Here is a 17,498-nt window from a genome sequence, read left to right on the forward strand (position 1 = left end):
GTGAGTGCGCCACCCCTCACCCAGGTTACCCAGTGGGTCGTCGCAGGCAAGGTTTCCGATACAGCAAAGCAGTTGGAGCGAGAGCTAGGCCTTCCGCCGGCGATCGCCTGCCTGCTGGTTTGCCGTGGAATCGAAACCGTAACGGCGGCCAGGGCTTTTCTGTCCCCCTCGCTCGACCAACTGCACGATCCCTCCCTCATGCTCGGCATGGATAAGGCTGTGGCGCGTCTCCGTACGGCACTGCTCCTGCAGGAGCCGGTGCTCATCTACGGCGACTACGACGTCGACGGCACCGTGGCTACCGTGCTTCTGAAGACCGCGGCAGAACGGGCTGCGGCGGCGATGGGCGTCACCGCCGACATTCGATATCACATCCCCCACCGCATTCGCGAAGGCTATGGGATGCAGGAGCTCCGCATCGAGGCGGCAGCCGCCGAGGGCGTACGCCTCATCGTCAGCGTCGACACCGGCATCCGTGCCTTCGCCGCTGCCGAAGAGGCCGAGCGTGTCGGCCTCGATCTCATCGTGACCGACCATCATCTGCCGGACGGGGCGGAAGGCGTTCCGCGAGCCGTGGCCGTGGTGAATCCGAACCAGCCGGGCTGCGAGTATCCCTACAAAGAGCTCTGCGGAGCGGCGGTGGCCTTTAAGCTGGCGCAGGCCCTGCTCGAAAGCTCAGTCCAGCAGGAGGACGAGCGCCTCCGTCTGCGCGAAAAGACGCTGCCCTCCTTCCTGAAGCTGCTGGCGATCGCCACGATCGCAGATGCCGTTCCCCTGACCGGGGAGAACCGGGTCATCGCAGCGCTGGGCCTGCTTGAGCTGCGGAAGCCGTCACAGGCAGGACTCAAGGCCCTGATGGAGCTGTCCCAGATCGACACCTCGCGCGCCATCTCGGCAACCGACATCGGGTTTCGCCTGGCTCCGCGCATCAACGCCGCCGGCCGCATGGACATCGCCAGCGATGTTGTGGAGATGTTTCTTACCCGGGACCCGGCGATGGCTCGCACCCTCGCCGAGAAGCTGCATCGACTGAACGAGGAACGCCGGACAACCGAAGCCGAAGCTCTGCGCGAGATCGAGGACCGGCTGGCCGTGATGGTCGCATCTCCCGATGGGCTTGCGGCCTGCCTGGTGCTGGACGATCCAGCCTGGCATCGCGGCGTGATCGGCATCCTGGCCTCCCGTGTCGTCGACCGTACGGGCAGGCCCTCTTTGGTGCTGGCGCATGAAGAGGGGCAGGCCTATGGCTCCGGCCGGTCCGTCGCCGGATTTCATCTGCTCGATGCCCTCACAAGCATCGACACCGAGGAGGACACTCAGCTCTTCGCACGCTTCGGCGGACATGCGCATGCGGTGGGTTTTTCACTGCCCTCCAGCCAGGTGGAAGACCTGCGCAACCGCATGGCCAGGTATGCGGCCTCGAAGCGCACGACGGACGACGGGATCACGAAGCTGGATTGCGATCTTGAGCTGCGACTCGGCGAGATCACGCCTGATTTTCTGGTCGCCCTCGAACAGCTTGGCCCCTTCGGCAACGGGAATGCCGAGCCCGTGTTTCTCAGCTATGGGGTGCGGCTGGCCATCGCGCCCAAGGTCGTCAAGGACCGGCATCTACGTCTGACAGTAGAGGACCCCGACGACGGTTCGCGGTGGGGGGGCATGGCATGGGGACGGCGCACCGACTGGGCCGCTCGAGCCCGCGAGGAAGGCTGGATGCAAGGCAGTCTGCTCGACCTTGCCTATCGTCTTCGGCGCAACTGGCACCCTGACTTCGGAGGATGGGAGTTGGAGATCATCGCTATCCGTTCGGGTGCAGCCAACAACAGGTAGAATCCTCGTAAACACCTGTGTGTAAAAGTTTTTGCTTCGCTTTGAAAGATTAGACGTCCTATATACTGACGCTTTGCTTATGGCACAACGAGAGTCCAGTCAAACACGCGGTTGGATGTGGGGTATTGTCGCGCTAATCGCGTGCGGTGCTCTCTTCCTGCTAGTTCATATGGCCTTACGCAGCACCGTGGCCGTTCATACCGCTACGGTGGGGTATGAGGACATTGCCATTCCCGTTTCAGCGAACGGCATCGTCCAACCCCTGGACGATTTTCAGGCCCATGCGGTCGCGCCCGGCGCGGTCAAGAAGCTCTTCGTTACAGTGGGGGAGAAGGTCAGCAAGGGGCAGGAACTCGTCCGGATGGACGACAGCGAAGCTCGCAAGAACGTCGTTGCCGCCCAGGCTTCCCTGCAATCGAGCGAATCGAACCTGAAGAACCTGCAAAACGGCGGCACGCATGGAGAACTGCAAACGCAGACGTCTGACATGAGCGCTGCCCAGGTACAGGAGCAGCAGGCTGCCACTTCTCTGTCGGCGTTAGAGGCTCTCCAGGCGAAGGGAGCGGCATCGGCGAATGAGGTGGCCACGGCAAAACAGCGCCTCTCCGAGAGTCAGGCGCGTCTGGCTACCCTGCAGACACACCACTCCAGCCCCTACGGCCCCAACGATATCGCCCCCCTGCAGGCCCAGGTGGCCCAGGCGCACGCCGCTCTCGAGGCTGCACAGAAGGCCCTCGCGGACATCGACATTCACTCTCCGATGCCTGGCACGGTCTACTACATTCCGGTAGCCCAATACGACTTCGTGGCGGGCGGCGATACCTTGCTGGACGTTGCGGATCTTACACATATTCAGATTCAGGCCTACTTCGACGAGCCTGAGGTAGGCAAACTCGCCGACGGCCAACCTGTAACCATCCTCTGGGACGCCAAGCCCGACCGCATATGGCATGGACACATCCTGCAGATTCCGACAACCATCATCAAATACGGAACCCGCTACGTCGGTGAGTGCATTATCACTGTCGAAGATGCCAATGGCGATCTGCTCCCCAACACGAATGTCACGGTCAAGGTGATTACGCAGCAACGCCTGCACGTGTTGAGCGTGCCTCGCGAGGCGCTGCACACCGATGGCCCCAACAACTTTATCTTCAAGATCGTCAATGGACGGCTGCGCAAAACGCCAGTCCAGGTCGGGTTGGGCTTGAACCTGACGCGTGCTGAAATCACACAGGGGCTGTCTGAGGGCGACACCGTCGTCACCGGCGCAACCACGGAAGCTGACCTGATAGACGGGCTCGAAGTAAAGGTAGTAAAGGCGCAGCAGTAGATGGGAAGAACAGATATCCAACGACGGGGCCTGCACAGTATTTTGATCGCTGGAGTGCTTGCTGCGTCGGCTCTTCCCTGCTTCTCTGCCGACGTTGCAGCCAGCCAGCGAATTGCCAGTGAGCATGCCTTGATGCAAGGCCGGGCAGATGAGGCAATTGCAGGTTTGCGCACCCTCGTTGCAGCCAACCCAAAGGATGGAGCGGCACACCTGCTGTTGTGCCGCGCGTTCTATGCGGAGGAGCTACCCGATGCTGCCGTAGCGGAATGTGAAGCAGCTTTGTCGGTACTGGATAAAAACAGCATGGCCCAGGACTGGATGGGTCGCGCCTACGGCATCAAAGCCAGCCACTCCGGCCCCCTTGCAGGCTACAAGCTGGCCAGCAAGGTCAAGAACGCCTTTGAAGCGGCCGTTGATCTCGATCCCAGGAACGGCGATGCTGTGAACGATCTCAGCGAGTACTACATCGGAGCGCCCGCTATCGTGGGCGGAGGGCTCGACAAGGCAGCAGCACTCGCCTCCCGGGTAGAAGCGCAACTTCCACAGCAGGCTCACCGCACGCGCGGACTTGCAGCCGAAAAAAATAAAGACCATGCCACCGCAGAGCGCGAGTTTCGCGCTGCAGTAGCCGTCGCAGGACGTCCCGATGCCTGGACAGACCTGGGTGCCTACTATGCGCGCCGCAACGATAAAGGCAAGGCCCTCGATGCCTTACGTCAGGCACTCAGCGTCGATCGGTCCCACGACGCTTCGCTGGTGGATGTCGCCAGCATCCTGCTCGACATGCACATTGAACCGAAGTTGACCGAACAGACACTGCGCGACTATCTGGCATCCAACGCGAAGAGCGATGCAGCGCCCGCCTTCAAGGTTCATGTCCTGTTGGGCAAACTACTGCAAAAGCTTGGAAATAAAGCAGGCGCTCGCGATGAGTTTGCCCAGGCCCTCGCTCTGGCCCATGAATATGCCCCTGCGCAGAAGGCCATGCAGCAGCTTTAAGTGACGAAGATCGCAATCGCGTCGTAAGGTGGAGCAGGAGAGAATGTTGCTGAAGAGAACGATGCAAATCCGGTGGTCAAAAGCGATGGGGGTCGGACTGGCCCTGAGCCTTTGCGCCTGCGCCTCCGCGCAGATCTCGCTGACTTCGGCCGTGGATCTTGCGTTGCGCAGCAATCCCAAGGTTCTGGCAGCCCAGGCTTCTGTGACGAAGGCCGAGGCCGCACTCGCACAGACCCGTGATCCCTATATTCCCACTGTGGGCGTCGATGGTGGTTACGGCAAAGGCACAGGCGCTCCCTCCGGTCTGCCCACGGTCATCGCTCTCTCCAGCCGGTCCCTGCTCTTCAATTTTTCGCAGCAAGACTATGTTCGCGCAGCCACCTCAGGGCTACAGGCGGCGAACCTCTCCCTGCAGGAGACACGCGACCAGGTAGCGGAAGACGTCGTCGTCACTTATCTGAACCTCGACAACGCACAACGGCGACAGGCCGCCCTGAATGAGGAATACGGGTTTGCTACGCGTTTGGTCACCATTGTCCAGACTCGTCTCAATGCAGGGCAGGACACGCCCATGGATCTCCTTCATGCGCGCCTGACCGCGTCCCAGATTCGCGAGTCGCAACTGCACACAGATGACGATGTCTCTGCCTTATCCGACCACCTCGCTCGCCTGATCGGTCTGCCGGAGCGCCCGTTGGTCACGGTCCCGGATTCGATTCCCGCGATGCCGCCCATTGACATGTCCGCTAACAACGAGACGGACAGCTTCGGTATCAAGGCCGCCTTCGCCAGCGCCAGGAGCAAGCAGGAGACGGCCTTTGGAGATTCCCGTTACCGTTTTCGGCCGCAGATAAGCTTCGGAGCGGACTACAGCCGTATCGATACCAGCGAGAGCGACTTCCTCGATTACTATCCGCAGTTCGGGGGCAAGAGCGACAATACATTCTCCGTCGAGATTCAAATCACCCTCCCCATCTTTGACCGCAGCCACGAAGATCATGCACGAGAGACAGCCGCTGAGGCCCATCGTGCTCGCTTCGAAGCAGAGGATCAGCGCAATCAATTTATGGAAGGCCGCCTGAAGCTTCGGCACAGTCTGGCCGAGATCCAGGCGAGCAGTGAGACCGCCGAGATCCAGCGCGACATCGCGCAGGGGCAGCTCGATGCGATCCTCGTTCAGCTCAATGCTTCCTCAGGCGATCCCAACAAGCCGCAGATGACCCCCAAAGATGAGCAGAACGCCCGTCTCCAGGCCAGCCAGCGGTCGCTCGATCTGCTCAACGCTCAGTTGCAACTGAGGCAAGCCCAGGTTAATCTGCTGCGCCAGACGGGTCAACTCGATGAATGGCTAAAGATTCCCCTCACTCAACCGGCTGGTACCGTGATTAAGCCCTTAGCACACTAACGCGGTGCATGCGTCTTTCCTTCAAGCCCTGCACCACACAGGGTGCCCCCTGTAACACAGGTTGAAGCAACATGAGAGTTTACAAAGTGGTAAAATTGACCCTATTGATATGCCACTGAAAACCCTGCTCCTGAACCCGCCTTCCTTTGAAAATTTTGATGGTGGCGCCAGCTCTCGCTGGCCGGCCACACGCGAGATCGAATCGTACTGGTACCCGGTCTGGCTCGCTTATCCGGCGGGAATGCTGGAAGGGTCAAAGCTCCTGGACGCTCCGCCTCATCACGTCTCGGCGGAGCAGACGATCGAAATCGCCAAGGACTATGAGTTTCTGGTGCTCTTCACCTCGACCGTAGGCTGGGCCGGCGATCATGGTTTGGCTCGCGCCATCAAGAAGGCCAATCCGACGATGAAGATCTGCTTCGTCGGGCCCCCGGTTACCACCGATCCGGACCGTGCGCTGAATGAGTGCGAAGTCCTCGACTTCATCTGCCGCCGCGAGTTCGACTTTTCGGTTGTGGAGTTTGCCAACGGCAAGCCACTGAATGAGATCCTCGGAATCAGCTACAAGGACGCCAACGGCGTCATCCAGCACACCCCGGACCGCCCGCAGGTCGAAGACCTCGACGCGATGCCCTGGGCCACCAAGATCTACAAGCGCGACATGGACGTGACACGCTACAACGTGCCGTTCCTGCTGCACCCGTACATCTCGCTCTACTCGACGCGCGGCTGCCCGGCACAGTGCACCTTCTGCCTCTGGCCCCAGACCCTCTCGGGTCATGCGTGGCGCAAACGGTCCTCCGATGATGTGGCGGCCGAGATGGCCTGGGCGAAGCAGAACTTCCCCGACGTCAAGGAATTCTTCTTCGACGACGATACCTTCAACATTCAAAAGGTCCGCACCATCGAGCTTTGCGCGAAGCTGAAGCCGCTCGGCATCACCTGGAGCTGCACCTCGCGCGTTACCACCGACCGCGACACCCTCAAGGCCATGAAGGAAGCCGGCTGCCGCCTGCTGATCGTCGGCTTCGAGTCAGGCGATCCGCAGATCCTGAAGAACATCAAGAAGGGTGCAACCGTCGAACGTGCACGCGACTTCGTCAAGGATTGCCATGACCTCGGGCTGATCATCCATGCCGACTTCATTCTCGGCCTCCCGGGTGAGACCAAGGAGTCGATCTGGAACACGATAAACTTCGCCAAGCAGCTGGATTGCGAGACGATTCAGGTGTCGGTCGCTCACGCTTACCCTGGCACGGAGTTCTACGACTACGCGAAGCGCAACGACTTCATCACCAACGAGAACATGGAAGACGGCGGCGGCCACCAGATGGCGCACATCGAGTACCCCGGTCTTCCGACCGAGTACGTGATGGAGATGGTTCACAAGTTCTACGATGAGTACTATTTCCGTCCCAAGGCCGCGTTCCGCGTGGTCTGGAAGGCCATCGTGAACCGCGACGTGCCCCGTCTCTACGTCGAGGCCAAGAGCTTTATGAAGCTGCGCTCGCAGCGCAATAAGGCTGCTCGCGCCAAGAAGGAAGAGAACGCTCTGAAGCAGCAGGAGAGCGTGAGCATGAACGCGTAGTTCGGCTCGAAGAAACAGGAGGCGGAGCATTCCTGCTCCGCCTTTCCTTTTTGTTTGCGACCCAACGTTGATAGGGCACTCGTATGAAGCACACACTCAAGCCATCACAGTACGCTGTCCTGATAGCGATTATGCTCACAGCGTCCGTAGGCGATTCCCTGTTGTCGCGGGGCATGGGACAGGTAGGACAGGTGGATCTGCATCACCTCGGGCTGCTCTGGCATGCGCTCTTCAATCCCTTTGTCGACGCCGGGATTGTGCTGCTGATCGGCTTCTTTGCCTGCTACACGACAGCACTGAGCTGGGCCGATCTTACCTTTGTCATGCCGGCGACGGCGTTCGGCTACGTGGTCATTGCCCTTCTGGGACGTTTCTGGCTGCATGAGCAGCTGTCCCCCACCCGGTGGGCCGGCATTCTGCTGATCGTCTGCGCTGTAGGCTTTGTCGCGGGCGGGCCGTCAAGGACCGAGCATCACGAGCTGGATACGATGGACTCCGGGGTGGGCCGCTAATGCTTGCACCGCAGATCATACGAGTATGGGGTTCGATCTTCTTCGTCTCCGCGCTGGCCGTGGCGGGAGAGGTCCTGATCGCAGCGGGCATGCGCGAGCTTGGCGACCTGGATGACATTCGGGCAAAGAGTGGACTGGTTGGCACGATCAGGGCAGTGCTGACGAATGGGAAGTTTTTTATTGGGGCACTGTGCATGGCGCTCAACTTCTTTGCGATGCTGTTTGCCCTGAGCATCGCGGATTTGTCGCTGGCGGCGCCTGCCATTGCGTCTCTTACGTACATCGGTAATGCCATCGCAGCGAAGTGGTTCCTGCACGAAAAGGTGGACCGGCGGCGGTGGCTGGCCACTTGCTTTGTGGCTGTGGGTGTGGCGCTGATCGCGCATTGAAGCTGGATAGGTCTTGCTTTTAATTATTTGCTTTTCTGGTTTGTCATTCCGAGCGTAGCGAGCGAACCTGCTGTCTCCCGTTCTTTGCCAGTGCCACGACAAATGTTGTGCGGCAGTTCAGACCGCGCTCCAGTTCCAGCTACATGTTTTCCAGGTGATCCGACCAAAGAACGGGAGACAGCAGGTTCGCTCGCTGCGCTCGGAATGACAAACCAGAAAATCAAGGGCAAAAACAGATGCAGGTCCTGGTCCTTAACTAGCCTCTACCCAGCGGCAACAAAGCTTGCAGCGTTCCCCAAGATTCACGCCGAGCGGCGCGCCTTCATCGATTGCACCATGCCGACAAGGAGAATTCCGAGCTTCCGTGAAGTCGGCATCGAGACGCGTCCGCGGAAGACTGCCGTGGGCTCTTCGGCGATAAGGTTGAGCAGCCCGCGATAGATCCGCACCAGCACTCGCATGGCAGCACGCGAATCCGGATCGAGCAGAGGGATCAACTCATCGGCGCTGCGATAGAGCGTCTGGGCGTGCTTCTCAAAGCCCCGCAATAGAGCAATGTCAGCCGGGCTTGACGCTTTCCCTTCAGTAACAGCCAACAGATGCTCGGGAGTAACACCGTGCTCGCTCAGCAGGTCGGCGGAGAGATAGATCCGCCCACGCTCCGCGTCTTCCTTTACATCGCGCAGGATGTTCGTAAGCTGAAAGGCAACGCCCGTGTCGATCGCGAGCTGTTCGGCACGGCGGTCCTTGTAGCCAAAGATACGAATGCAAACGAGCCCGACGACCGAGGCTACGAGATAGCAGTAATGATGCAGCGCCGCAAAGTTGTCATAGACCTGTAGCGTGCGATCGAAACACCGGTGGTCCTGTACGACCAGAGTTGTGACTCCCTCGGGCTGCGGATTGAGGTCGAGGGTCGTGCCTGCAACCAGCTGTTCGAGAAGATCGTCGGGAATCTCAAAGCGCTGCTGCGTGTCTTTGAGAGCGAGAAACACCGGGTCGTTCGTCGGCGAGGTGCGCGACTCCCGCCAGGCGGCTGTCCATGCTGTCATGGCGTCGCGGCGAGCCTCCAGGGAGAGCGACTCGTCATCGGCGAGATCGTCGGCCTTGCGCATGAACGCATAGACCGCGCACATCGCGTCGGACTTGTGCTGCGGCAAGACGCGAAATGCGTAATAGAAGTTCTTGGCCTCGCGCTTGGCGATGTCGCGGCAAACCGCATAGGCCGCTGTAATCTCTGGTGTGCTCACTGGCTCAACTCCTTTGGGAACTTCCGCGCAGGCCGCAATATCGCGCCCGCCTTCCCTGACAACGCGCCGCCAGCAGGCGCAGCTTTGCGGCCTTCGTGACCACAGGACGTTGCACTCATTACGCGCTCACCTTCTCTGCCGCAGCAAATGCTGGATGCAGCTCGTTCGCCGGACGACCGGGAAAGATCGCCGTCTTGATCTCGGGAACGATCCCCTCGGCCGGACGCACCAGCATGCGCGTAAAGACCTCCGGCACCTCATCGAGAGTAGCAGTACCGGTAAGGAAATCCTGGCACTGGAAGCGGCCCGAGCACAGCAGATCGAACGCCGCTCGCGCGGTAGAAGGCGTGTGATGAAAGCTCGCCTTGAGCGTGAGATCGGAGTAGTGCAGCAGGTTGGTATCGAACTGGACCGTCGTGCCTGCGGGAGGGCCGCCAAAGAGGTTGATCAGCCCGCCTTTGCGCGCCATCTGTGCTGCCCACTGCCAGGCCTCGGGCGTGGCGACGGCTTCGATCACGATGTCCGCTCCCCGGCCCTCGGGCGTGAGTGCGCGAGCCGCGGCAATAGGGTCGGCGACATCGCCGATGCGCAAGACCTGCTCCGCGCCGAAGCGCTTCGCTGTATCTACCTGGTCCGAACGCTTGACTACCGCGATCACATACAGGCCTGCCAGCGACGCGGCATGAATGAACAACAGCCCGATGGGGCCAGCGCCCAGCACGATCACCGTCTGCCCGGCCTTTGCCTGCGACTCCTCAAGGCCGCGCATCACGCAGGCCAGCGGCTCGGTAAGCGCAGCGTGCTCGAACGGCATCGCCGCTGGAAGCTTGAGGGTGTTCTTCTCGACAATCCGCGCGGGAATGCCGATGAACTCGGCATAGGCCCCGTTGTTGAACAGCAGATCGTCACAGAGGTTCTGCTGGCCCTGGCGGCAGAAGAAACAGTCATCGCAGGGCGCGGAGTTGAGCGGAACGACGCGATCGCCGAGCGCGAAGGAGGTAACGCCCTCGCCCACTTCAACGACTGTCCCCGCCAGCTCATGGCCGAAGAGGCGGTTGAGCGTCAACATCTTCGCGTGATATCCGCGACGGAACACTTTGAGGTCTGTACCGCAGGTCAACGCGGCGTCTACCCGCAACACCAGTTCACCAGGGCCCGCTGTGGGCACAGGGACGCGCTCCATCCGGAGGTCTTCCCTGGCGTGCAGCACGGCAGCTTTCATGGTCTCGGCCATCCTTCTATTTTCTCATTTAAAGGAAATCTTTAATGCAGAGGGTACCGAGGTTTCATGAAGGTCAAGTGACGCAAGACCCCAGAGCCCTCTGCGTTAGAAATGTCTCTACTCAACTAGATGCTCGTAGGTCCGCTGACGCATCTGATAATCTGACCCACAGCGAACCGCATGAAACTTGTCTCCCCAGGAGCCTTCGCGAAGAACATCGTTGCCTCGGTGCAGGAATACTCCTTGCTGTCCGGACGCGCGATCGGCAACCTCTTCACGAACCCGCGCTATATCGCCGACACCTTCACGCAGATGGACTCCATCGGCGTTGGGTCGCTTCCTATCGTCGTTCTGACAGGCTTTTTTACCGGCTGCGTTCTCGCCCTGCAGGCGGCTGTCTCGCTCAAAGAGTTCGGCGCCATCAATATGACCGGGAAGCTGGTCGCGCTTTCGATGGTCAAAGAGCTGGGCCCCGTGCTGACCGGGCTGATGGTCTCCGGCCGCAATGCCTCCGGCATGGCCAGCGAGCTGGGCTCGATGAAGGTGACCGAGCAGATCGACGCCATGCGCGCTCTGGGGACCGACCCGATTCGCAAGCTGGTAACACCGCGCCTGGTCGCGACGGTCTTCATGCTCTTCTTCCTGACCATCATCTCGGACGCCTGCGGCACAGGCGGCGGAGCCCTGGTGGCCGTCGTCCTGCTGCGCCTCAACGGTCCGGCCTTCTTCCACACGGCCTACATGTCGCTGGTCGGGGGTGACGTCGTAGAGGGCCTGGTCAAGCCGCTGTTTTCAGGCTTCATCATCGCGACCATCGGCTGCTACTACGGCCTCCGCACTACCGGAGGCACCCAGGGTGTCGGCAAAGCCACCACGCAGGCCGTCGTTGCCTCTTCTGTCCTGATCATTCTTGTCGATTTTCTCGTGACGCAGCTCATGATCGGGATCTTTGGAAGGTAACGGCGATGACCCTGCCCACACCTGATTTACAAGTCGCCGCACAGCCCTCGATCGAGATGCCGCCCGGCGCGGCGATCGTCGAGTTCAAAGACGTCTCCATCGGCTTCGAGCAAAACCACGTTCTGAAGAACATCTCATTCCGCGTCGAACGCGGCGAAACCCGCATCATCCTTGGCCCCGCGGGCGGTGGCAAAAGCACCTTGCTGAAGCTGGCGAATGGTTTGCTCAAGCCGGACAGCGGAGAGATCTGGATCTTCGGCAAGCCGCTGTCCGGCATGTCCGAGCGCGAGATCTTCGAGCTGCGCGCGCATATCGGCATGGTGTTTCAGGAGAGTGCGCTCTTCGACTCCCTCACCGTCGAAGATAACGTGGCCTATCGCCTGCACGAAGAGCGCGTCCCCGAAGCTGAAGCCCACGACCGCGTCGTCGAGGCCCTGCGTTTCGTCGAGCTGGAGAAGGCCATCACCAAATTCCCGCCGGAGTTGAGCGGCGGCATGCGGCGGCGCGTCTCCATCGCACGAGCCATCATCAGCAAGCCCGACCTGATCCTCTACGACTCCCCTACCGGAGGCCTCGACCCCATCACCTCGACCACCATCATCGAGCTGGTAGTGAAGCAGCGAGACGTCTCCAACACGACCTCGCTGCTGATTACGCATCGGCTGCAGGATGCCTTTACGCTGGCAACCCATCGCTTCAGTCAGTCGACGGGCCATATGGAGCCCATTCCTGATGGCAAGCTCGATCCGGGCACGAAGTTTCTCGTGCTGAATGAAGGAAAGATCGTCTTCGACGGCACGACCCATGAGTTAACGCACACGCAGGACCCCTGGCTCAGGGCTTATCTGGAGTAGCAGCGCTGCTCTGCTCCTACGGCGCTCCAACCGCCAATGTCCGATGAAACAGGCTCAAAGCCAGCCCAAATGTGCTGCGCGCCAGGTCCGCATCGTAGCGAACTCCTTCATCGCGCAGAAATGCATGCGCTCCGTTGACCTCATGCCAGTTAAGCTTCGTTCCCACCTCGTTTAGCCGGGTAAGCACCTGCATGCGGCCCTCGGTCGGGATGTGCGGGTCCTGGCGGCCCCAGGCCATCAACAGTTCCCCTTTGATCTCACCCGCGCGGGCCATGGAATCATCCTTCATTCCAAGTCCAAGGGTGCCCTTGTGGATGTCGGTCGCATAAAAGCAGACCGCGCCCAGTACCTCCGGGTTCATGGCTGCACGAAATGCGAGATGGCCTCCGAGGCAGATGCCCATGACGCCGAGCCGTCCCGTGCAGTCGGACCGTTCCGCCAGATGCGCCAACACCGCCCGGGCATCGCTGTCGTAAGCGGAGACGGGCTTGGCGGTCTTCAGCGCGTTGCCACGGTCGGAGCCTGCCTGATCATAGGCAAATACCGTGCCCGCAGGCTCAAACTCATGATAAATCTCCGGTACTGCAACGACATAGCCGTGGCCGGCAAGTTGCACGGCAGTCCGATGAATGGGACTCGTAACCTGAAAGATCTCGGAAAACATCAGGATTCCCGGAAACCGCCCCGGAGCGGAGGGCCGGACGATGTGCGTCCGCATGCTGCCTGTGGGGGTTTCCAGGTCCACGTACTCGTTATCGATGACGATCATTTAGAACTCCAGTAGAAGTAACTCCAGCTTCGCCGAGTCTACTATGCGGGCTTTGCGTGTTTATTTTTGGGGACGTATGATGGGCTGCACTGAATTCGTCGAGTAGTTCAGAGAAGTCAGGATAGAATCGAAAGTGTTAATCCATTTCATGCGGATTTGTTTTTGATCCCCTCTAATTCCCTCTAGGACCGTACCTTACCTTGTCAAGCCTGACCATCCAAGATCGTGTTCTCAAAGTCATTGCGACCTCGAAACGACTGCCCCTCGAAAGTGTTCAGGCCGACGGCAGCTTCGAGGCCCTCGGAATAGACTCGCTGGACCGCCTCAATATTCTCTTCGACCTCGAGAGTGAATTCGACATCGAGATCAACGACGAAGAAGCCAAGCAAATCAAGAATATCCACGAGATGGTTGAAGGAATCACCCATCTTCTCCAAGCGAAGACCTCCTCTTCGCCCTCCGAATAACATGCACCGGGTTGTCGTCACAGGAACAGGTGTTATCAGCGCGCTTGGCCATAACACTGCCGGGTTTTGGCAGTCATTGACCACGGGAACCTCCGGCATCCGCGAGATCGAGAACATCGACACCTCGCAGATCCGGTTCAAGCATGGCGCTGAGGTTCGGGGCTATGTTCCCGAAGAGTACTTCGAAGCCAAAGATATCTCGCTCATGGACCGCTTCGCGCAGTTCGCGGTTCTCTCTGCCCGCGAGGCGCTTGCCGAAGCAGGGATTGAGTGGACACAGACTCTGCGCGAAGAAACAGCCGTGATTACCGGTTCCTGCCTGGGCGGACGGGGGGCGGAAGAAAGCGGCTATTGGGAGCTCTTCCATAACGGCAAGAGCCGCGTCCACCCGCTCACGATTCCCCTCAGCATGAGCAACGCCGGTGCCAGCCATATCTGCATGCAGTTCGGCATCGAAGGCCCGGCCTATACCATCTCCACCGCCTGCGCGTCGTCTGCTCACGCCATCGGCCAGGCTTTCTGGATGGTCCGCTCCGGGGCTGCGCCCCTCGCCATCGCGGGTGGCAGCGAAGCTCCCATGTTTCTCGGCGGCCTCAAGGCCTGGGAGGCTCTGCGGGTCGTCAGCAAAGATACCTGCCGCCCCTTCTCTGCCGAACGCAGCGGCCTGGTCCTCGGCGAAGGTGCCGGGATGCTGGTGCTCGAGCCTCTGGAGGCAGCACTCGCCCGCGGAGCTCGCCCGCTCGCCGAGATCGTCGGCTTCGGCATGTCCGCCGACGCCGGCCACATCACCCAGCCCGTCGCCACAGGCCCCAGCCGTGCCATGAAACTCGCTCTTCGTGACGGGAGCCTCGCTCCTGAGCAGATTGGCTACATCAATGCCCACGGGACAGCGACCGAAGCTAACGACCGCATTGAAACGGCGGCGATCCATAGCGTCTTCGGCTCACACGCCGGGAAACTAGCTGTCAGTTCCACCAAGTCCATGCACGGTCATGCGCTGGGTGCAGCCGGTGCGATCGAAGCTGTGTCCAGCATCCTCAGTCTCAGGCACGGCATTCTTCCGCCTACTGCAAACTTTCTTACAGCGGACCCTGCCTGCGACCTAGACGTCATCCCCAACCAAGCCCGCATGGCTTCTGTAGAGGCTTGCCTCTCGAACTCCTTTGCCTTCGGCGGGTTGAACGCTGTACTGGCCTTCAAAGCTTTCGTTTAGAGCCTGTCATCAAACTGCTTTGGGAGAGAAATCGAACTGTGCAACAGTTTTGTTGAGGCACGGAGCGGAAGGGCACGGTTTCAACCGTGCCGTAAAACGTCGAGCCAAAGGACCCTACCTCTCTGCCGAAGGCTGGAGTGAAGCCCGCAGGGCGCAACGACTGCATTGCCTTCTTTGATCGTAGCGAAACCGCCACCCTCACCACGACTGTACCCTTGGCGAGCCCTGCACAGTCTTGGCAGCACCGAAAAAGCAATTCAGTCGTTACGGCTGCGCCTCCACTCCGGCCTTCGGCAGAACGGTACAGGACTTTGACCTGGCGTTTGTGGCCTGGCTGAAGCCAGGCCCTTCCGTTCTTGCCACAGGAAGCTATTTACACGGCTCAATCTTCAACCCAAAATAGTAATTTGATGAACTCCCTAGCTCAGAGTCTTCAACCACGCCACCGACCGGGCTATCCCCTCCGCCATCGATACCTGCGGAAGAAAGCCAAACTCCGTGCGCGCCTTTTCGCTCGGATACTCCTGGTCCCGCCCCAGGAGAGACACCGCGTGCCGCGTCAGCAACGGTCTTCCCGGCAACGCCTTCAGAAGATGGTAGGGAGCCTCCATCACACTCGCCACCGCCATGGCCACCCCGTAGGAAAGATTGATCCAGGGCTGCTTATAGCCCAGTCCATCCGCCAGCGCGGCCACATACTCATGCCACCGCACTCCGGTTCCGTCGGTCAGGTTATAGACCTGCCCCAGAGTCGAAGGGCTCTGGGCCGCCGACATCATGGCATCTACCGCATTGTCGACATACAGAAACCCGCCCGTCGTTCTTCCTCCCGCGATATGAGCCATCTGACCCTGCCGCAGCAGGTCCGCAATGTCGGTCACAAAGGCCTTTCCGCGAGGCCCATAGATCGTCGCAGGCCGGACTACCGTCACCGGCAGGCCGTCCTCCCGCGCAGCGCGCCAGACGGCTTCCTCCGCCAGGATCTTCGTCCGGTTGTACGGTAGCCCCACATCCCGAAGCGCGCCAGTCTCAGCGCATGGAATCACCGGATAGCCATAGACATCCGTCGTGCTGACGTGGACGAAGCGTTCGAGCTGACGAGCCTCCCGCGCCGCCGCGAGCAGCATCTCCGTCCCCCGTACGTTGCTCTCGACGTAGACCTCCATCGAGGCCCAGTCGGTCGAAGCCGCCGCGCAGTGAAAGATGTGGGTCGCCTCGCGCACGGATTCCAACAAGGAGTCTCGATCCGTCAGGCTCCCCCGCACTACCCGCACGTGCGACGCAGACAGGTGACGAAGGTCGGCGTTGGGACGAGCCAGCACGGTTACCTGCTCGCCTTCGCGCGCCAGCACCTCCGCCAACCGGCCTCCCAGGAACCCGCTCGCCCCCGTCACCATCACCGGCACGCTATTCGCTCCGCATCTTGGAGAAGACGTCCAGCGCAAACTCGAGATGCTCCTGCGTATGGGCCGCCGTCACGCATAGCCGCAACCGCGCCGCGCCCTGCGCTACAGCAGGAAACAGCACCGGCGACACCAGAATTCCATGGTCGCGCAGCTTCCGCGCAAACAGCGCCGTTGTCGTGTCGTCATTCAGCATGACCGGGATCACCGCGGTCTCAGAGAGCCCTGTATCGTATCCGAGGCTCTGGAGTCCCTCGCGCAGGAAGATCGCGTTCGCCTGCAGCCGTGCGACGCGCTCCGGCTCCTGCTTCAGGATCTTCAACGTCGCGAGAACAGCTGCGGCTACAGGCGCCGCCATCGCTCCCGAAAAGATAAAGGGAGCCGAAGCATGCTGCAAGAAGATAGACAGCCGCTGCGACACAGCGACGAAGCCTCCGCTCGCGGGAATCCCCTTCGCCAGAGATCCGGTCCAGATATCGACCTCATCCGTCGGCACGCCAAAGTGCTCATCCGTTCCGCGTCCATGCTTGCCCAGTACGCCGCTCGCATGCGACTCATCCATCAGCAGGAAGCAGTCGAACTCCTTCTTCAAGGCGATCAGTTCAGGAAGACAGCCGATATCGCCATCCATCGAGAACACGCCGTCCGAGATAATCAGCGTGCGATTCGCCTCCGGCCCGTTCTCCAACTCATGCCGCAGAGACGCCGGATTGTTGTGCTCAAACCTCTGGACCTGAACTCCTGCCAGGCGGCACGCATCCATCAGGCTCCGGTGCGAGAGCGCATCGGCGATCACCCGATCGGCAGGCCCGAAGAGCGCGCTGATCACGGCCAGATTCGCGGCATATCCCGAGGTGAAGGTAATAGTCGACTGAGTTCCCTTGAACTCCGCCAGGGCATGTTCCATCTCCTGGTGCAGGTCCAGCGTTCCCGTCAGAAGACGAACGCCTCCCGTCCCTGTACCGTACCGTCGTATCGCCTCAATTGCAGCTTCATCCACGCGCGGGTCGCCGATCAATCCCAGGTAATCGTAGGACGACAGCATCAGCATCCTGTGACCGTCCATCACAACCTCAGGCCCGGACCGGCTGCTCAGCGGAGCCTGAAACGGATAGGCATCGATCGAGCAGGCCAGGGCCGTATTCTCGAACAGTCTGCGTGCCCGCGCATCGATGAGGTCATGCTTCTTATAGGTATCTTTGCGATCGGAGGCAAAGTAGTCCTGGAACATCTGACCTGAAGAGGAGGGGAAGTTCTTCTTAGCTGGGGTGGCGGTTTCTTCGCTGGGTGGTTGAGTACGCATG

16 protein-coding genes are annotated in these 17,498 nt (G+C 60.4%); 11 read left to right on the forward strand and 5 right to left on the reverse strand.

Annotated features, from left to right (window positions below):
• The 7 genes from recJ to HDF15_RS04195 all read left to right on the forward strand — a co-directional run bounded on the left by recJ (nucleotide 1) and on the right by HDF15_RS04195 (nucleotide 8,056).
• Nucleotides 1-1,830, forward strand: a complete 1,830-nt coding sequence (recJ, locus tag HDF15_RS04165; RefSeq protein ID WP_184253051.1) for a single-stranded-DNA-specific exonuclease RecJ — start codon at nucleotides 1-3, stop codon at nucleotides 1,828-1,830.
• A 169-nt stretch (nucleotides 1,831-1,999) separates the two neighbouring features.
• On the forward strand, nucleotides 2,000-3,163 hold the full coding sequence (locus HDF15_RS04170; RefSeq protein ID WP_260330823.1) for an efflux RND transporter periplasmic adaptor subunit: 1,164 nt from the start codon (nucleotides 2,000-2,002) through the stop codon (nucleotides 3,161-3,163).
• Nucleotides 3,164-4,162: a lipopolysaccharide assembly protein LapB gene (locus HDF15_RS04175; protein ID WP_260330824.1), complete on the forward strand. Its 999-nt coding sequence runs from the start codon at nucleotides 3,164-3,166 to the stop codon at nucleotides 4,160-4,162.
• A 43-nt stretch (nucleotides 4,163-4,205) separates the two neighbouring features.
• On the forward strand, nucleotides 4,206-5,567 hold the full coding sequence (locus HDF15_RS04180) for a TolC family protein (RefSeq protein WP_184253053.1): 1,362 nt from the start codon (nucleotides 4,206-4,208) through the stop codon (nucleotides 5,565-5,567).
• 109 nt (nucleotides 5,568-5,676) lie between these two features.
• A complete protein-coding gene (hpnJ, locus tag HDF15_RS04185; RefSeq protein WP_184253055.1) occupies nucleotides 5,677-7,155 on the forward strand; it encodes a hopanoid biosynthesis associated radical SAM protein HpnJ in 1,479 nt (492 codons plus the stop codon).
• An 83-nt stretch (nucleotides 7,156-7,238) separates the two neighbouring features.
• The gene (locus HDF15_RS04190; RefSeq protein WP_184253057.1) at nucleotides 7,239-7,667 is read left to right on the forward strand and encodes an EamA family transporter; all 429 of its coding nucleotides are present in this window, start codon (nucleotides 7,239-7,241) and stop codon (nucleotides 7,665-7,667) included.
• On the forward strand, nucleotides 7,667-8,056 hold the full coding sequence (locus tag HDF15_RS04195) for an EamA family transporter (RefSeq protein ID WP_184253059.1): 390 nt from the start codon (nucleotides 7,667-7,669) through the stop codon (nucleotides 8,054-8,056). The genes HDF15_RS04190 and HDF15_RS04195 overlap by 1 nt, the downstream gene beginning before the upstream one ends.
• Nucleotides 8,057-8,358: 302 nt before the next feature.
• On the opposite strand, the gene HDF15_RS04200 is transcribed toward HDF15_RS04195, so the two are convergent.
• Both HDF15_RS04200 and HDF15_RS04205 read right to left on the reverse strand, forming a co-directional pair.
• Entirely contained in the window at nucleotides 8,359-9,306 is a 948-nt protein-coding gene (locus HDF15_RS04200) for a phytoene/squalene synthase family protein (protein WP_184253061.1), read from the reverse strand.
• Nucleotides 9,307-9,424: 118 nt separating this feature from the next.
• The gene (locus HDF15_RS04205) at nucleotides 9,425-10,540 is read right to left on the reverse strand and encodes a zinc-binding dehydrogenase (RefSeq protein ID WP_260330825.1); all 1,116 of its coding nucleotides are present in this window, start codon (nucleotides 10,538-10,540) and stop codon (nucleotides 9,425-9,427) included.
• Nucleotides 10,541-10,708: 168 nt separating this feature from the next.
• Here HDF15_RS04205 and HDF15_RS04210 point away from each other — a divergent pair, with 168 nt between their 5' ends.
• Complete coding sequence (locus HDF15_RS04210; RefSeq protein ID WP_184253064.1) at nucleotides 10,709-11,488, forward strand: ABC transporter permease; 780 nt, start codon at nucleotides 10,709-10,711, stop codon at nucleotides 11,486-11,488.
• Nucleotides 11,489-11,493: 5 nt separating this feature from the next.
• Nucleotides 11,494-12,342, forward strand: a complete 849-nt coding sequence (locus HDF15_RS04215) for an ABC transporter ATP-binding protein (RefSeq protein WP_184253066.1) — start codon at nucleotides 11,494-11,496, stop codon at nucleotides 12,340-12,342.
• 16 nt (nucleotides 12,343-12,358) lie between these two features.
• On the opposite strand, the gene HDF15_RS04220 is transcribed toward HDF15_RS04215, so the two are convergent.
• Nucleotides 12,359-13,111 carry a dienelactone hydrolase family protein gene (locus tag HDF15_RS04220; protein ID WP_184253068.1) on the reverse strand — a complete coding sequence of 251 codons (753 nt, stop codon included), beginning with the start codon at nucleotides 13,109-13,111 and terminating at the stop codon, nucleotides 12,359-12,361.
• 200 nt (nucleotides 13,112-13,311) lie between these two features.
• On the opposite strand from HDF15_RS04220, the gene HDF15_RS04225 reads away from it, so the two are divergent.
• Both HDF15_RS04225 and HDF15_RS04230 read left to right on the forward strand, forming a co-directional pair.
• The gene (locus tag HDF15_RS04225) at nucleotides 13,312-13,578 is read left to right on the forward strand and encodes an acyl carrier protein (RefSeq protein WP_184253070.1); all 267 of its coding nucleotides are present in this window, start codon (nucleotides 13,312-13,314) and stop codon (nucleotides 13,576-13,578) included.
• Between the two features lies 1 nt (nucleotide 13,579).
• On the forward strand, nucleotides 13,580-14,791 hold the full coding sequence (locus HDF15_RS04230) for a beta-ketoacyl synthase (RefSeq protein ID WP_184253072.1): 1,212 nt from the start codon (nucleotides 13,580-13,582) through the stop codon (nucleotides 14,789-14,791).
• Between the two features lie 419 nt (nucleotides 14,792-15,210).
• Here the strand turns inward: HDF15_RS04230 and HDF15_RS04235 are convergent, their stop codons facing one another.
• Together HDF15_RS04235 and HDF15_RS04240 are read right to left on the reverse strand one after the other, a co-directional pair.
• Entirely contained in the window at nucleotides 15,211-16,236 is a 1,026-nt protein-coding gene (locus HDF15_RS04235; protein ID WP_260330826.1) for an NAD(P)-dependent oxidoreductase, read from the reverse strand.
• Complete coding sequence (locus HDF15_RS04240; RefSeq protein ID WP_184253076.1) at nucleotides 16,199-17,497, reverse strand: aminotransferase class I/II-fold pyridoxal phosphate-dependent enzyme; 1,299 nt, start codon at nucleotides 17,495-17,497, stop codon at nucleotides 16,199-16,201. Before HDF15_RS04240 ends, HDF15_RS04235 begins: the two co-directional genes overlap by 38 nt.
• Nucleotide 17,498 lies beyond the last annotated feature (1 nt).

It is taken from the genome of Granulicella mallensis (assembly GCF_014203225.1).
GTDB classification, from domain to species: Bacteria; Acidobacteriota; Terriglobia; order Terriglobales; family Acidobacteriaceae; genus Granulicella; species Granulicella mallensis_A.

Coding starts and splice junctions, on each gene's coding strand:
- HDF15_RS04170 (WP_260330823.1), top strand. CDS start 2,000: ATGGCCTTACGCAGCACCGTGGCCGTTCATACCGCTACGGTGGGGTAT.
- HDF15_RS04175 (WP_260330824.1), top strand. CDS start 3,164: ATGGGAAGAACAGATATCCAACGACGGGGCCTGCACAGTATTTTGATC.
- HDF15_RS04180 (WP_184253053.1), top strand. CDS start 4,206: ATGTTGCTGAAGAGAACGATGCAAATCCGGTGGTCAAAAGCGATGGGG.
- hpnJ (WP_184253055.1), top strand. CDS start 5,677: ATGCCACTGAAAACCCTGCTCCTGAACCCGCCTTCCTTTGAAAATTTT.
- HDF15_RS04190 (WP_184253057.1), top strand. CDS start 7,239: ATGAAGCACACACTCAAGCCATCACAGTACGCTGTCCTGATAGCGATT.
- HDF15_RS04195 (WP_184253059.1), top strand. CDS start 7,667: ATGCTTGCACCGCAGATCATACGAGTATGGGGTTCGATCTTCTTCGTC.
- HDF15_RS04205 (WP_260330825.1), bottom strand. CDS start 10,540: ATGGCCGAGACCATGAAAGCTGCCGTGCTGCACGCCAGGGAAGACCTC.
- HDF15_RS04210 (WP_184253064.1), top strand. CDS start 10,709: ATGAAACTTGTCTCCCCAGGAGCCTTCGCGAAGAACATCGTTGCCTCG.
- HDF15_RS04215 (WP_184253066.1), top strand. CDS start 11,494: ATGACCCTGCCCACACCTGATTTACAAGTCGCCGCACAGCCCTCGATC.
- HDF15_RS04220 (WP_184253068.1), bottom strand. CDS start 13,111: ATGATCGTCATCGATAACGAGTACGTGGACCTGGAAACCCCCACAGGC.
- HDF15_RS04230 (WP_184253072.1), top strand. CDS start 13,580: ATGCACCGGGTTGTCGTCACAGGAACAGGTGTTATCAGCGCGCTTGGC.
- HDF15_RS04240 (WP_184253076.1), bottom strand. CDS start 17,497: ATGCGTACTCAACCACCCAGCGAAGAAACCGCCACCCCAGCTAAGAAG.